The following is a 14,095-nucleotide window of genomic DNA, read 5'->3' as shown; positions in this document are numbered from 1 at the left end:
CCTCCATCGTCGTGGTGGTCCCGCTCATGCCCGGGCCTCGGCCAGCACTGGCTCGATCTCCGTGAGAGTGCGCTCGACCCAACCCAGGTCGACCAGCCGGCCGCCGGTGACGACGCCGGCCGGGCGGCGAAGGATCTCCAGGTCCTGTCTCGGGTCCTGCTCGGCGATCACCAGATCGGCGCGCGCCCCGACGACCAGGATGCCGATCGGCGCGTCCTCGTCGGCGCGCCGGACCAGCGTTCCAGCGGTGACCGTGGCTGCGCGGAGGGCCTCGGTCGCGGTCATACCCCGTTCGGCGTACATGGTCAGCTCGTCGAGCAGGCCGCCGATCGGGTTGAGCGCAGTACCGGCATCGGTGCCCGCCGCGATCCGGACGCCTGCCGCGATCGCCTTGGCCGTACTCGCCCGGTAGACCTCCCGTGCCTTCAGACTCTTCGCGACGGTGGCGGCCGGGATGCCGATGCCCGCAGCGATCGGGTTCAGCGCGGTCACCGTCGGCACCAGCGTCACCCCGGCGTCGATCATCTGCTTGTGGTTGTCGTCGTCGGCGAACGCGGCGTGCTCGATGGTGTCGACGCCGGCCGCGATCGCGTTGGTGATGCCCTGGGGCGCGTGCGCATGGGCGGCGACCAGGACGCCGGCCTTGTGGGCCTCCTCGATGCCGGCTGCGAGCTCCGGGATCCCGAGCTGCGGTACACCCGGGTTGCCGGGTGTCGAGATTCCGCCGGTCGCCATCAGCTTCACCACACCGGCGCCTGCGGCCAGCTGCTCGCGGACGGCCAGCCGTACCTCGTCCGGCCCGTCCGCGATCCGGCCGTAGTCGGCGCAATGCCCTCCGGTCATCGTGATCGGCCGGCCCGCGGCGACGACGCGCGGGCCGGGCAACTCACCCGAGTTCACCTCGGCGGCGTAGTGCAGGGTCATCCGGTCGGCCGAGCCGAGGTCGCGCACCGAGGTGATCCCGGCCCGGAGCGCCAGCAAACCGTTGTGGAAGCAGGTCATCGAGCGCACGAACGGCGTACGTTCCCAGTGCAGGTACGGCGCCGCGTGGGCGGCCAGGTCGAAGTGGACGTGGCAGTCGATCAGCCCGGGCAGCACGACCGCGCCGTTCAGCTCGACTTCGGGGGTCCCGTCCGCGCTGACCTGATCCGCGGTCAGCTCCGTGATCACTCCGGCGCGCACCACCAGTGAACCGAACGGCTCGGCCTTCAGCTCCTCGCCGGTCAGCGCGATCCCGTTCCGCAGGATCAGATCGGACGTGCGGCTCATGCAATGGCCTTTCTGTTGCTTGCAGCAACGTTCCAGGAAGCTTCGACACCGGCCGTGGATGCGATGTCGAAGCGATGCCGCATCAGCAGCATCGACGCGTCGTGCTGGGCCCGGTCGTCGCTGCCGACGCCGTCCTCGACGATGACCACGTAGTAGTCGTTGAACAGCGCGTCGCGCGCGGTCGACTCGACGCAGCCCTCCGTCGTGCACCCGGCGACCACGACGGTCTCGATGCCGTTGCTGCGGAGCAGCAGGTCGAGGCTGGTGCCCCAGAACCCGCTCGATCGCCACTTCGGTACGACGAGCTCACCGGGCAGCGGCGCGAGCTCGGTCACGAACTCGTGTCCGGCATCGCCCTGCTCGGTGAAGCGGAACCGCCCGCCGGTGATGTCGCCCTGCCGCTGGAGGCGGAGATTGAACCTCAGCTGCGCGGGCGACTCGCTTCTCCCTCCGGGCAGGGACGTCATCTGCACGTGGACGACCAGTACCCCGGCCGAACGAGCCGCCGCGAGCAGCGTTGCGATCCTGGCCCGCACCGGTGGATACATCGACAGGTCCACGCCGAGCCGGTCGAAGGCGAAGCCCGGCTCGACGAAGTCCCGTTGCATGTCGATGATCACCAGCGCCGCCCGGGACGGATCGACGAGTTCGCCGATCTCGGTGAGGACCTGCTTGCCCGCGATCTCGATCACGTGAACGACGCCGCGTGGTAGTAGGAATAACCGGTCGGGCCGAAGTGCACGTCGGCGAGGTTGGCCGTACCGGAGTACACACCGCTGACGTTCCACAGCGGCAGGAAGATCGCGTCCTCCATGAGTGTGGTGGTGACCTTCTCGTATGCCGCCGTTCGCGCGGCCGCGTCGACGATGGCGTTCGCCTTCGGGATGGCGGCGTCGATCGCGGGGTTGCGGTAGTGCGCCCAGTTGAAGCCCGCCTTGATCTGGCTGCTGGTGACGAGGTTGTTCAGCAGGTACGGGTCGACGTCGTAGTAGAAGATCGCGGACAGGTTCTGTACGCCCTGGTTGTACGACGCGGCGGCGGTCGTGAACGGCTGCGACTTGGTGGTCGAGGCGAAGCCGACCTCCTTGAGCGCGTTCACGACGTACTGGGTAGGCAGGTCGAACCCGTTCGCGCTCTGGATCAGGATGTCCAGGGAGAGCTTCTGGCCGCCCTTGCTCCGGGTACCGTCGGCGCCGGCCACCCAGCCCGCCTGCTCCAGCAGGCTCTTCGCCTTCGCGGGGTCGTAGGCGTACATCGTGTCGTTGGCCTTGACGTAGCCCGGTGTGCTCGGCGTCAGCACGTTGTACGCCGGTGTGAACGCGCCCCGCAGTACGCTCTCGTTCAGCTTCTTCTGGTCGACCGCGTAGAGGATGGCCTGGCGGACCTTGAGATCGTTCGTCGGCCCCTTGTCGACGTTGATCGGGAAGCCGTACGGCTGGCCGGTCGACGGCATGTCGTAGTGCTTGAACTGCGAAGCCTTCTTGATCGTGGCGATCGTGTCGGGGTCGAGGTTCATCGCCATCTGGATCTGGCCGGCGCGCAACGCGTTGTAGCGGGCGTTGGTGTCGAGCAGGATCTTGAAGTTCAGCTTCTCCAGCTTCGGCGGGCCGGCCGGACCGAACACGGTCGGCCCCCACTGGTACTTCGGGTTCTTCGCCAGCCCGACATGGTCCTGGGCCACGTAGTCGACGAACGTGAACGGACCGGTCCCGGTCGGGTGGGAGGCGATGTCGGCGCCGTACTTCTTCAATGCGGCGGGCGACTGCATGCCGAAGACGATGCCGGTCATCTCGTGCTCGAAGGCCGCGTTCGGCTGGCTGAAGACCACCTTCGCGGTGTACTGGTCGACGACCACTGTCTCTGTGTAGGGGCCGAGGGCGCCGCGGGCCGAGCGGGACTTGGTCGTGGGATCGGCGATGTGGTCGAACGTCGCCTTGACCGCTTCTGCGTCGAAGTGCGTGCCGTCGTGGAAGTCGACGTCCTGGCGCAGTGTGAACGTGTATGTCGTGGCGTCCTTCGACACCTGGTAGCTCTTGGCCAGGCCCGGGTGGAAGACGTTCTTGCCCGAGCCGTCCGGCAGCCACCAGATCAGCGGGTCGTAGATGTGCGAGATGATCATCGAGACCATCGCCAGGCCGGTCGCCGCGGGGTCGAGCGAGTCGGGTTCCTGGTAGATGCCGACCGTGAGGCTGGTCGTCTTCGCTCCGGACCCGGTGCCGGATGCCGTGCCCTGGCAGGCCGCCAGCACCGAGCTGCCGCCGAGCGCGACCAGGCCGGCCGCGCCCGCCTTCAGCAGGGTGCGACGGCTGAACAGCGCCGATTCGTTCAGAGGTGCTGGTTCGAGGCTCACGAGGGACTCCTTCTGCTTTCTTGATCTGCTGTTTGCGCTCCGAGCCGCTCGAGTGACCTGACGGCCAGCTCGGCGTGGAGCAGCGCGCCCCGCGTCATCACCGCGTCGTCGAACCGCGCCAGCGGGCTGTGGTTGCTGGGCGCGCCGGCCAGGTCCTCGGTCATCGAGGCGCCGAGCATCAGGTAGCTGCCGGGGACGGCCGCCAGCACCCGCGAGAAGTCCTCGGAGCCCGGCTCCGGAAACTCCATCGGCACGAACTGGTCCGGGCCGAACACGTCCGCCACCACATCCGCGACGAAGGCGGCATGGTCGGGATCGTTGACCGTCGCGGGGTATTCGCGCACGTGCTCGACGTCGACGTCGAGCCCGTGTACCTGGGCCACGCCCTGACAGACCGCGGTCGCCAGCCCGCCGATCGCGTCGCCGGTGGCAGCCGAGAAGGTCCGGACCGTCGCCTGGAACTCCGCGGTGTCGGGAATGATGTTGGCGGCCGTACCACCCGACACGACGCCGACCGTCACGACAACCGGGTCGAACACGTCGAACCGCCGGGTGACCATCGTCTGCAGCGCGGTGATCATCTCGGCCGCGGCCGCGATCGGATCCCGGGCCGAGTGCGGCGACGAGCCGTGACCGCCGCGCCCCCGCACTGTCACCTTCAACTTGCTGCTCGACGACATCATCGTGTTGCCGCGAGTGGTGAAGACGCCGTTGGGCGTCTTGTTCGAGCGCACGTGCATGCCGTACGCCGCACTCACGGCCGGGCCGGCAGCGGTCAGGACGCCCTCGTCGATCATCGTTCCGGCGCCGTCCCAGCCTTCCTCGCCGGGCTGGAACATGAACACGATGTCGCCGGCGAGCGAGTCCCGCTGTGCGGCGAGCAGCCGGGCCGCGCCGACGAGCATCGCCATGTGCAGGTCGTGACCGCACGCGTGCATAGCTCCGTCGAGCTCACTGCTGAACGGTTCGCCGCTGCGCTCCTGCACCGGCAGGGCGTCCATGTCGGCGCGCAGCAGCACGGCTGTGCCGGTACTGCGACCGCCGCGGAGGACGCCGGTGACTGAGGTGATGCTCTTGCCGAGGGTGAGCTCGAGACCGAGGTCGCCGACCGCCTCGAGCAGCGTCTCCTGGGTCATCGGCAACTGCAGCCCGATCTCCGGCCGGCGGTGCAGCTGGTGCCGGAGCTCGGTCAGCTCCGGTCCCAGTTCCGCGACGTCGGAACCGAGGGTGCCGCTGATCGTCATGCCTTCTCCTTGCTTCGCGGGAGTTGGCTTCAAGCTAAGATCACATCTGTTACATTGTGATTTCGTGCTTGATTTCATTCACGATCGGGGAATTTGTGAAGGAATCCACCATTCTCACGTCTGATGACCGGGAGCTCATCGGAGCCCTCCAGGTCGGTCCGCGGACGCCGTGGACCGACATCGGCGAGGCCCTCGGGATCAGTGGGATCACCGCGGCGCGTCGGTGGGAGCGGATCAAGGCCAGCGGGGTCGCGTGGGTGACCGCGGCCCCCGGGATGAGCCGGCGCGCCGAGCAGTGCGTTGCCTACGTCGAGGTCGACTGCCTGCCGGGCAAGCGGATCGAGGTGGCAGCCGAGCTCTCGCGGCACGAGTTGGTCGTGACGGTCGAGATCACCACCGGCACGGCGGACATCATGCTCACGATCGCGGCGGCGAACCTGCAGATGCTGTCGCACTACCTGCTGGATCACCTCGGCGCGATGGAGAGCGTGCTCAGGAGCAGAGCGCGGATCGCCACCCAGATCTACACCGAGGGATCGCGCTGGCGGCTGATCGATCTCCCCGAGGACATGCTCCGGGTGCTCGAGCGATCCCGGCCGAAACCCGAGCCCGACCAGGGCGGCGAGAGCGTCACGATGACCCCTGACGTGCAGCGCCTGGCGGGTCTTCTGACCATTGACGGGAGGGCGTCGTACGCGGAGCTCGCGGCGGCAACGGACCTCAGCCCGACGACGGTGCGCAGACACGTCTCCGGCTTGTTGCGCAGCGGCATGCTCCTGCCCCGGACCGACGTGGCGGCCGAGCTGTCGGGGTCCCCGGTGCAGGTCTACCTCTGGGCCGACGCCCCCGTTGAAGGGCTGCCCGCGACGGCCCGGACGATCTCGCAGATCCGGCAGGTGCGGCTGTGCGCCACGGTGTCGTCGGCACCCAGCATGCTGATGTGTGCGTGGCTGCAGACCGTCGAGGAGGTGCACCGGCTCGAGCTGGCGATCGCGAGCCGGCTTCCGCAGGTCCGCATCATCGACCGTCTCGTCGTACTGCGGACGGTGAAGCGGATGGGCCGGCTGCTGGACACCAGCGGCCGCGCCGTCGGTGTGGTGCCGATCAACATCTGGGAGGACGGGCTGGAGCACCCCGAGGATGCCGGCAGGCGCTGAAGGAATCCGCCAAAACCAGCGCGACTCTGAAGCTTGCGACCGGCCGGAAACCCGTGACCGCAGGATCGCCGGAAATGTGCGCGTGACAATGCGGGGCTACAAAATCCTTTATGTCCTTCGTGTTCCGCCGCTTGCTCGCCTCGATCCCCGTGATCGTCGGCGTGACGATCATCGCGTTCCTGCTGATCCACCTGGTCCCCGGCGATCCGGCGCAGGCCATGTTGTTCGGCTCCAACGCGAGCCCGGAGCAGATCGGCCAGCTGCGTGACCAGCTCGGTCTGACCCAGCCGCTGTGGCAGCAGTACCTCACCTTCGCCGGTGACCTGCTGCACGGCGATCTCGGGACCTCCTACGTCACCCACAACTCCGTCGCCTACGAACTCGTCTCCCGGACGCCGAGCACGCTCGCCCTGACCGGTACGGCGATGCTCGTGGCCGTCGTCATCGGCGTACCGCTCGGGCTGGTGGCCGGCCTCCGGCCGAACTCCGTCCTCGACAACATCGCCCGGTTCGTGTCGTTCCTCGGCGTCGCGATCCCGTACTTCTTCCTGGCCCTGCTGCTGGTGCTGATCTTCGCCTTCCACCTCAACTGGCTGCCGGCGATCGACAACGGCAGTTCCAGCGGCCTGGTGCTGCCCGCGCTCTCACTGGGCTGGGGGTACGCCGCGATCCTCACCCGGCTCATCCGCGGCCGGGTGATCGACGAGTACCGCACTGACTACGTGAAGTCGGCGCGGGCCCGTGGATGTTCGGAACTGCGGGTGCTGCTCGCGCACGTCTTTCGCAACTCGTCGGTCCCGGCGGTCACGATGATCGGTCTGCAGTTCGGCAACATCCTCACCGGTGCCGCGGTGACCGAGGTGATCTTCGGCCGGCCGGGCGTCGGCAGCTTCCTGGCCACGTCGATCACCTCCAAGAACATCCCCGTGGTGCAGGGAGCCATCGTGCTGGTCGGCCTCAGCTACATCGTCATCAACCTGATGGTCGACCTCGTCGTCGGTGCCATCGATCCGCGTACCCAGCTGAGCACCGCATCATGACCGACAGCCGCCTGTCCCGAGGAGACTTCACATGACCACCGTCGCCCTTGCCCGGGCCGCTCGCGCGGCCCGGCGCGGCACCCACAGCCGCTACGGCCGGATCTTGACGTCGGCCGCCATGGTCATCGTCCTGCTGGCCTGCGTCCTGCTGCTCGTCCATCCCGGCTGGCTCGCCCACACGAGTCCACTGGCCGACAGCGACGATTCACTCGCCGCACCCGGCGGCGCCCACCTGTTCGGCACCGATCAGCTGGGTCGCGACCTTTACAGCAGAGTGATCTTCGGCGCCAGACCAGTGCTCGCGGCAAGTCTGGGCGGCGTCCTGCTCGCCACGCTGGCGGGGGTGGCGATCGGCCTGATCGGCGGGATGGCGCCGCGGGCGGTCAGCGTCCTGGTGATGCGGGTCGTCGACGTGTTGCTCGCCCTGCCGGTGCTGCTGATCGCACTGATCCTGATCGCGACCATCGGGGCGGGGGTGAAGAGCATCATCCTGGCGCTCGGCGTCGCCTACACTCCTGGTTTCGCCCGCGTCGTCGAGGCGTCGGTGCGCAAACTGCGCTCGATCGAGTACGTCCAGGCCGCCAGGATCTTCGGCTCCTCCGGATTGCGGACCGCCGTCCGGCACCTGCTGCCCAACCTCGTCACCGAGGTTGTGGTGATGATCAGTAGCGCCGTCGGCTGGGCCGTTCTGACCGCGACCACCCTGAGCTTCCTCGGCCTCGGCGTACAGCTGCCGAACCCGGACTGGGGAAGCGACCTCGCGGCCGGCGCCACCAGCCTGTCCACCGCGTGGTGGCTGTCGACCTTCCCCGGCCTCGCAATCACGGTCACGATCCTGATCGCCAACTTCAGCGGGGACTGGGTGATGACGCTGCTCGACCCGGGTGGCCGACGCACGTTGACGAGATTCCGCGCGTTCCGCGGCCTGCGCACGAGCCTGCCCGCACCAGATGAGACACCGGCCGACGCCAACCGTCGTACGACGGTCCGTGAGGAGCAACCATGACCGCGATCTCCACCGCCGTACCGGCCTCGCCCGGCGAGCTGGGCGAAACAGTCCTCAGCATCCGCGATCTCCGGGTCGAGATCCGCACAGCGAACGGTGTCGTGCGTCCGGTGGACGGCGTCACCTTGTCGGTCCGGGCCGGTGAGACAGTCGGCCTGGTCGGCGAGTCCGGATCGGGGAAGACGATGACGGGGATGTCGGTGCTGCGATTGCTGCCGGCCGGCGGATCGATCGTTGGCGGCTCCATCGATTTCGACGGACGCGAACTGACCACGCTGAGCCCCGGCGAGCTCCGTCGGCTGCGTGGCAACGACATCGCCGCTGTCTTCCAGGATCCGATGACGTCGCTCAACCCCACCCGCACGATCGGCAGCCAACTCCGGGAGGCGTACCGCATCCATCGGCCCGGGACGTCGGTCGCCGCGGCCAACCGCCGCGCGGAGGAGGTGCTTGCACTGGTCCGGATGCCGCGTCCGAGGGAACGCCTGCGGGACTACCCGCACCAGCTGTCCGGCGGTATGCGGCAACGGGCGATGATCGCGATCGCCTTACTGTGCGAACCACGTCTGCTGATCGCGGACGAACCGACCACGGCGCTCGACGTGTCCATCCAGGCGCAGATCCTGGAGCTGCTCGACGAGCTGAAGAGCCGGCTCGGCATGGGGATCATTCTGGTCACGCACGACCTCGGCGTGATTGCAAGCCACGCCGACAAGGTCGCGGTGATGTACGGCGGCCGCATCGTCGAGGAGGCGCCGACCGCCGAGCTGTTCGCGGCGCCACGGCATCGGTACACCCAGGCGTTGTTCGAGTCGATGCCGACGATGGAGCTCGACTCGCGCCACCCGCTGGCCTCGATCCCGGGGCTGCCGCCGCAGTTGATCGACCTGCCGCCGATGTGCCGGTTCGCGCCGCGCTGCCGGTTCGCGACCGATGAATGCCGCACCGAGGACCCCGGGTCCGTGAATGTCGCGGACGGCCACACCCATTCCTGCCTCCATCCCCGCCCCGCCCAACGCATCGACGACGAACGCCTGTACGCCGACGCGCTTGCCGAGTTCCAACCGAACCGGAAACAGGGCCGGCCGCTGGTGATGCTGGAATCGGTCGTGAAGCAGTTCCGGATCAAGAATCCCGCGACGTTCCGGCCGCGGCGGGTGCTGCACGCGGTCTCGGACGTCAGCCTCGACGTACTCGAGGGCGAGACTCTGGGTATCGTCGGCGAATCCGGCTCGGGCAAGACGACGGTCGGCCGGATGATCGTCGGACTCGAGCAACCCACCGGCGGCGTGGTCCGGTTCGACGGCCGGGACATCAACCGGCTGACCCGGGCCGGGCAACGAGCCAGGGCCGGTAACCTGCAGTTGATGTTCCAGAACTCGGCGGCCGCGCTCGACCCACGGATGAACGTCGCAGACCTGATCGCGGAGCCGCTCGACGTACAGCATCTCGGCAGCCGGGCCGAGCGGCGGGCCAAGGTGATGGAGTTGATCGACGCTGTCGGCCTGCCTCGGACCGCGGCCGAGCGACGTGCGTACGAGTTCTCCGGCGGCCAGCGTCAACGGATCGCGATGGCTCGCGCCCTCGTCCTGCGGCCCAAGGTCGTGGTGGCCGACGAACCGGTTTCGGCGCTGGACGTCTCCATCCAGGCACAGATCCTGAATCTCATGCGCTCGTTGCAGGCGGCGTATTCGCTCACCTACGTGGTGATCTCGCATGACCTCTCTCTGCTCCGCTACCTGTCGGACCGGATCGGCGTCATGTATCTGGGCAAGCTGGTAGAGCTCGGTCCGAGCGCCGAGGTCTACGCCGCCCCTCAGCACCCATACACGGCCGGGCTGATCGCGTCTGTCCCGATTCCTGACCCAGGCCGACAGGCCGAACAGCAGAAGGCCGGCCTGTCCGGCGAGATCGTGTCAGCAATCGACCCGCCCTCAGGCTGCCGGTTCCGGACCCGCTGCCCGTTCGCCACCGACCTGTGCGCCGAACAGGAACCGTCTCTGGACCAGCGAGACGGCCCACACGCCGTCGCCTGCCACTACCCACTCACCACCGTAGCGCCGGATGCGGACATAGACAGAGGCTGAGTTCAATGGCCGCCACGGCTCCACCCGCAAGCCCAGTCGCCAACACGGTCGGCACGAAACCGCGCACGCTGACGGCTATGACGAGGAGCTCCTCGTGTTCCGCAGCGGATAGGTCATGGCGCGGATTCGTCGCGACCCAGCCAGGCGTTGGATGCGGCCCGCAAGGACGGGACGATCCGCCAAGTGACCTCGACCACGATTTCCTGCGCCGGTACCGGGAGCGACTGCCGGCCAGGGGGAGACCAGTATCTTCAACCGCTCGCACTAAGCGGAGGTGCTCGTCGTGCGCGTGCGCCACGAGAATCTCATCCGCCAGAAGCTGCCGCTCGGGACGCGTGGATCCGCGGGTGGCATGACCAAATCGAACCCTGGGGAGTTTGGCGCAGGTTGGTGGCGCGTCGGGTGAAGGTGCCGGGGCGGTTCTCGCGTTCGGCGAGTGGTTGGAGGCCGGTGAGCAGGGTGACGGCGGCGTCGTACTCGGCGGGTTTCCGGGGGTGATCTGAGCCCGAAACCGGCGTAGCAATTTCATCCGTACCCGCGCGGCCTCACCGTGGACGACCCGTCGCAGCAGCCGATTCTTCTCGGCGATCGGCAGGTCGGCGACCCAGTCGGCGACATCTCCGCGATCGTCGGCGGTCTCCTTCAACGGCGGGGAGGTTCGGGCCGCGATCGCGAGCAGGTCGTCAGCGAGGCGGAGGAAGTCGGCCAATGCTCGCTGTGCCGCGGTGAGCGTGCGCAGTGGCGCTCCATCAACAGGTTCGGGTCGCCCCGGAAGTCGCCCCTGTGGTACTCGTTCACGAAACTGGCGGCCGCGAGCCTTGCCCGGATTGAGTGCGATCGGACCGCGGCCTGTTCGTCGTCGTCCAGTGGCCGGTCGATCGCCAGCAGGCTTCGGTTCGGCGGCTTACCGGGACTGTCCGTTCGGATGTGCCTCGATGATGGTTTCTGCAGCCTGAGGGCTGCTGTCTGTTCGTCGTGCTTGCGCAGCATCCGCAGCACGGTGGCGGGTGAGGGGTGTTGTCCCTTCTTTTTGCCGGTGGTGATGACCAGGCGCTTGGCGACATCGCGCAGGCTCGCTCCCTGCTCCCGCAGGTGAAGCGCCATCGACAGCATGTCCGGGTCGGTCACGCCGGCGCCGCTGATGGGTCTTGCCGCGTTTGCAGGCTTACTCGTGGCCTTCCAGGGTGCGGTCGCGGATGTATTCGCGTTCCATGCCGGACAAGGCCGCCAGCACGGTGAATACGACCCGGATGGGTTGTGCGAGCCCTGGAGTTCGCCGGTGAGGAACTCCAGCCCGATGTCACCGGCCTTCAGTTCCTCGGCCAGGGCCGCCAACTCGATGCTGCGACCGAGCCGCTTGTGCTCGTGAACAACATCGGTCACCCGGGCTCCCGGAGGCGCGGCTCTCATCGGCGCGCTTGGCCGCGGCTTCGAGCTCGGCCCGCCGCGTCGCGCGGGTGAGATCTTCTCGGAGAACACGCGGGAGACACCGGCATGGTTGAGGGCATCGAGCTGGAGTCCAGCGACTGGCGCGTGGTCGACGCACGGACGTACCCGATCCGTACACGCCCGGCAGGTTCGACACCGGCCTTGACCGGCCGTGGCAGCTCGGTCCACACTGCCCCCGGCCGGCGTATCCCCGGCGTCGCCACGCTCAACACTTTCGCCAGCGCGCTGGCACGAGCCGGAAGCGGGCCGTGTGGTACTGCACCGCGACCTTCCTCTTCGTCGTACGCACGCAGACCCGGGCGGGACGGCACAGGTCGACATCGGGCAGGCGTGCGCTTCCACGCGCCGGTAGTCCTGGCGACCGCTGGTCACAAGGCCAGACCGTTTCACGAGTGCGGTCATCAGACGTTCGTCAGATGAACGCCCCGTGTGCGCCCGTGTAGGGGCAGAGACTGGGAACGGGTGTCGGCGTACTACTTGGAGTGCAGAGGCAGGTACGGGTAAACATACAGAGCTACGGCCCGCGCAGCGGGCGTTAGGCGAGCGGGCCGAGCTCGGCGGTCACGATGTCGGAGAGGCGTTGCGCGGTGGCGAAGCCGGGGGTGAGGCGGTTCTTGGTGACCGCGAACGATGTCCCCGTGGCGGGGTTGACGTAGGCATAGCTGCCCCCTCCGCCGGGCCAGCCGAGGGTGGTCGGTGCCTCGTCCGTTGGGGCGCCGATGCGACCGAGCGGATAGCCCAGGGCCAGCCGTGCGGGGTTGCCGAAGACCTGGTCGGTTCCTTCGAAGGCGACCGTCGACAGCTGCGCCAGCTGGTCCGCGGCGATCAGCCGGTCGTCCAGGATCGCCGCGTACATGGTCGCGATCCCCTGTGCGGTGAAGGTGCCCACTGACGGAACGTCGGCCTGGAGGAAGTCGGGGCTGTTGCCCATCGACGCCCGGGGTTGCCGTTCCCACGGCGCCAGGATGCTGTCGTGCTCGGCGGGGTCGGCCGGATGCGGCTCGGCGTCCTCCAGCCGGGCCAGCCGAGCGAGCTCGGTCGGGGGCACGCCGAAGTACAGCTCACCGACGATCCCGAGGGGCGCGGCGACCCAGTCGTGCAACAGCCGCCGCACCGGCTGCCCAGTGACCCGGCGCGCGATCTCGCCGACCAGGAAGCCGAAGGTAAAGGAGTGGTAGCCGGTCCGGGTGCCGGGTCGCCACAGCGGTTCCGCCCCGGCGATCGCCGCGCAGACCCGTGGCCAGTCGGCCAGGTCGGCGGGGCCGAGCCCGCCGGGCATCGCCGGCACTCCCACCGTGTGCGTCAGCACCTGCCGTAGGGTCGCGGTCTCCTTGCCGTGCACCCCGAACTCCGGCCACACCTCCGCCACCGGCGTGTCGTAGCCGACCAGGCCATTCCTGACCAGCAAGTGGGCGATCAACGCGGCCACGCCCTTGGCGGTGGAGAAGCTGAAGAACAAGGTCTGCGGGATCACCGGCCGTCCGGTCATCCCGTCGGCAACGCCGGCGACGACGTCGACGACCTGATGGCCCCGATGGTGGACGGCGACCTGCAGGCCGGTCTCGGCCCCAGTGGCGACCAGTTCGTCCACGATGTCCTGGACCCGGCGTTGGAGCGTCATCACAGCTCACCGCGCAGCACGGCCTGGCCGGTGTCGGCGTCGAAGGGCACCGACGCGTGCTCGTGAACGATCCTCCAGGCGCCGCCCTGCAGGCGGAGGCAGCTCGTCGCGCGCACCCACATGCCGACCTCGGCGCCGTCCCGCATCCTGCCGCTGATCCGGACCAGGAAGTGGCAGAACGCGAGATCGGCTCCGGCGGTGATCTCCAGGTCGCGGATCTCGTGCCCGATCGGCGTGCGGTACGAGGCAATCCACCTCTCCAATCGGCCGGTCGGGTCCTCGCCACGGCGGACGAACGGGCCGATCGCGTCGTACAGTACGAGGTCGTCGTCGTAGTCGGCGGCCGCGGTGGCGGCGTCCCGGCGGCCGAGCGCCCGGGTGCGGGTCTCCAGCAGCTCGCGGATCTGCCGGTCGCTGTCCGCTGTCATCGCCCGGCCACCTGACGGCCGAGGGCGTCCAACCAGTCGCCGGTGCCCTGCTCGCGCCACTCGGGCTGTTCCCGGTCGTCCAGGAACGTGCCCTGTTCGGTGAGTACCAGGCGGGTTCCGTCGCCATCGTGAGTGAACCGCACGGTGGTCAGCGACACGGTCGACAGGACCTCGTCGGTGAACAGGGTCGTGGTGTAGACGATGCGCTCGCCGGGGACGATGTCGCAGTACTCGCTCCTCGCGACGAGGTCGACCCCGTCGCCGCCGTGCACGGCCTCGGTGCCGCCGACCCGGAAGTCCAGCGAGTAGCGGCCGTCCTCCGCCGCGAACCACTTCGCCTTCGTGTCGCGGTCGGACCAGGCCGCGAAGACCGCGGCGGGCGAGGCGGCATAGGTCCGCTCCAGCGTGAACGTGCTGTGTTTCACCGAGTGGTCGGTCATGATC

General features: G+C 68.5%; 13 protein-coding genes. 5 read left to right on the top strand and 8 right to left on the bottom strand.

Translation table 11 applies throughout. From position 1 onward, the window contains the following. Window positions 1-24: 24 nt before the first annotated feature. From ACFV9C_RS31080 to ACFV9C_RS31065, 4 genes are read right to left on the bottom strand one after another with little or no spacing between them, the layout of a single operon-like run. The gene (locus ACFV9C_RS31080; RefSeq protein ID WP_380199099.1) at window positions 25-1,269 is read right to left on the bottom strand and encodes an amidohydrolase family protein; all 1,245 of its coding nucleotides are present in this window, start codon (window positions 1,267-1,269) and stop codon (window positions 25-27) included. Beyond that, entirely contained in the window at window positions 1,266-1,961 is a 696-nt protein-coding gene (locus tag ACFV9C_RS31075; RefSeq protein ID WP_380199098.1) for a cysteine hydrolase family protein, read from the bottom strand. The genes ACFV9C_RS31080 and ACFV9C_RS31075 overlap by 4 nt, the downstream gene beginning before the upstream one ends. Then, window positions 1,958-3,619 carry an ABC transporter substrate-binding protein gene (locus ACFV9C_RS31070; protein ID WP_380199097.1) on the bottom strand — a complete coding sequence of 554 codons (1,662 nt, stop codon included), beginning with the start codon at window positions 3,617-3,619 and terminating at the stop codon, window positions 1,958-1,960. The genes ACFV9C_RS31075 and ACFV9C_RS31070 overlap by 4 nt, the downstream gene beginning before the upstream one ends. Then, window positions 3,616-4,863 carry a M20 family metallopeptidase gene (locus ACFV9C_RS31065; protein ID WP_380199096.1) on the bottom strand — a complete coding sequence of 416 codons (1,248 nt, stop codon included), beginning with the start codon at window positions 4,861-4,863 and terminating at the stop codon, window positions 3,616-3,618. Before ACFV9C_RS31065 ends, ACFV9C_RS31070 begins: the two co-directional genes overlap by 4 nt. A 95-nt stretch (window positions 4,864-4,958) precedes the next feature. Here ACFV9C_RS31065 and ACFV9C_RS31060 point away from each other — a divergent pair, with 95 nt between their 5' ends. From ACFV9C_RS31060 to ACFV9C_RS31040, 5 genes are all read left to right on the top strand, one after another. Further along, window positions 4,959-6,020 (top strand): Lrp/AsnC family transcriptional regulator, encoded by a 1,062-nt coding sequence (locus ACFV9C_RS31060; protein ID WP_380199095.1) that lies wholly within the window; start codon window positions 4,959-4,961, stop codon window positions 6,018-6,020. A 110-nt stretch (window positions 6,021-6,130) separates the two neighbouring features. Then, window positions 6,131-7,060 (top strand): ABC transporter permease, encoded by a 930-nt coding sequence (locus tag ACFV9C_RS31055; RefSeq protein ID WP_380199094.1) that lies wholly within the window; start codon window positions 6,131-6,133, stop codon window positions 7,058-7,060. A gap of 31 nt (window positions 7,061-7,091) precedes the next feature. Next, a complete protein-coding gene (locus ACFV9C_RS31050) occupies window positions 7,092-8,066 on the top strand; it encodes an ABC transporter permease (RefSeq protein ID WP_380199093.1) in 975 nt (324 codons plus the stop codon). Then, window positions 8,063-10,153, top strand: a complete 2,091-nt coding sequence (locus tag ACFV9C_RS31045) for a dipeptide ABC transporter ATP-binding protein (RefSeq protein WP_380199092.1) — start codon at window positions 8,063-8,065, stop codon at window positions 10,151-10,153. The genes ACFV9C_RS31050 and ACFV9C_RS31045 overlap by 4 nt, the downstream gene beginning before the upstream one ends. Window positions 10,154-10,530: 377 nt before the next feature. Next, window positions 10,531-10,656: a hypothetical protein gene (locus ACFV9C_RS31040; RefSeq protein ID WP_380199091.1), complete on the top strand. Its 126-nt coding sequence runs from the start codon at window positions 10,531-10,533 to the stop codon at window positions 10,654-10,656. Window positions 10,657-10,795: 139 nt separating this feature from the next. Here the strand turns inward: ACFV9C_RS31040 and ACFV9C_RS31035 are convergent, their stop codons facing one another. The 4 genes from ACFV9C_RS31035 to ACFV9C_RS31020 form a co-directional block, all read right to left on the bottom strand. Beyond that, window positions 10,796-11,536 (bottom strand): hypothetical protein, encoded by a 741-nt coding sequence (locus ACFV9C_RS31035; RefSeq protein WP_380199090.1) that lies wholly within the window; start codon window positions 11,534-11,536, stop codon window positions 10,796-10,798. A 601-nt stretch (window positions 11,537-12,137) separates the two neighbouring features. Next, a complete protein-coding gene (locus ACFV9C_RS31030) occupies window positions 12,138-13,223 on the bottom strand; it encodes a serine hydrolase domain-containing protein (RefSeq protein WP_380199089.1) in 1,086 nt (361 codons plus the stop codon). After that, window positions 13,223-13,651, bottom strand: coding sequence for a YybH family protein (locus tag ACFV9C_RS31025; RefSeq protein ID WP_380199088.1), 429 nt, complete (start codon window positions 13,649-13,651; stop codon window positions 13,223-13,225). The genes ACFV9C_RS31030 and ACFV9C_RS31025 overlap by 1 nt, the downstream gene beginning before the upstream one ends. Then, the gene (locus ACFV9C_RS31020) at window positions 13,648-14,091 is read right to left on the bottom strand and encodes an SRPBCC domain-containing protein (RefSeq protein WP_380199087.1); all 444 of its coding nucleotides are present in this window, start codon (window positions 14,089-14,091) and stop codon (window positions 13,648-13,650) included. The genes ACFV9C_RS31025 and ACFV9C_RS31020 overlap by 4 nt, the downstream gene beginning before the upstream one ends. Window positions 14,092-14,095 lie beyond the last annotated feature (4 nt).

Source organism: Kribbella sp. NPDC059898 (assembly GCF_042730855.1).
Lineage (GTDB): Bacteria > Actinomycetota > Actinomycetes > Propionibacteriales > Kribbellaceae > Kribbella.
Note: the sequence above shows the minus strand (reverse complement) of the source record. Positions and strands in the feature narration are given on the sequence as shown.

Coding starts and splice junctions, on each gene's coding strand:
- ACFV9C_RS31030 (WP_380199089.1), bottom strand. CDS start 13,223: ATGACGCTCCAACGCCGGGTCCAGGACATCGTGGACGAACTGGTCGCC.
- ACFV9C_RS31055 (WP_380199094.1), top strand. CDS start 6,131: ATGTCCTTCGTGTTCCGCCGCTTGCTCGCCTCGATCCCCGTGATCGTC.
- ACFV9C_RS31050 (WP_380199093.1), top strand. CDS start 7,092: ATGACCACCGTCGCCCTTGCCCGGGCCGCTCGCGCGGCCCGGCGCGGC.
- ACFV9C_RS31020 (WP_380199087.1), bottom strand. CDS start 14,091: ATGACCGACCACTCGGTGAAACACAGCACGTTCACGCTGGAGCGGACC.
- ACFV9C_RS31080 (WP_380199099.1), bottom strand. CDS start 1,269: ATGAGCCGCACGTCCGATCTGATCCTGCGGAACGGGATCGCGCTGACC.
- ACFV9C_RS31025 (WP_380199088.1), bottom strand. CDS start 13,651: ATGACAGCGGACAGCGACCGGCAGATCCGCGAGCTGCTGGAGACCCGC.
- ACFV9C_RS31045 (WP_380199092.1), top strand. CDS start 8,063: ATGACCGCGATCTCCACCGCCGTACCGGCCTCGCCCGGCGAGCTGGGC.
- ACFV9C_RS31065 (WP_380199096.1), bottom strand. CDS start 4,863: ATGACGATCAGCGGCACCCTCGGTTCCGACGTCGCGGAACTGGGACCG.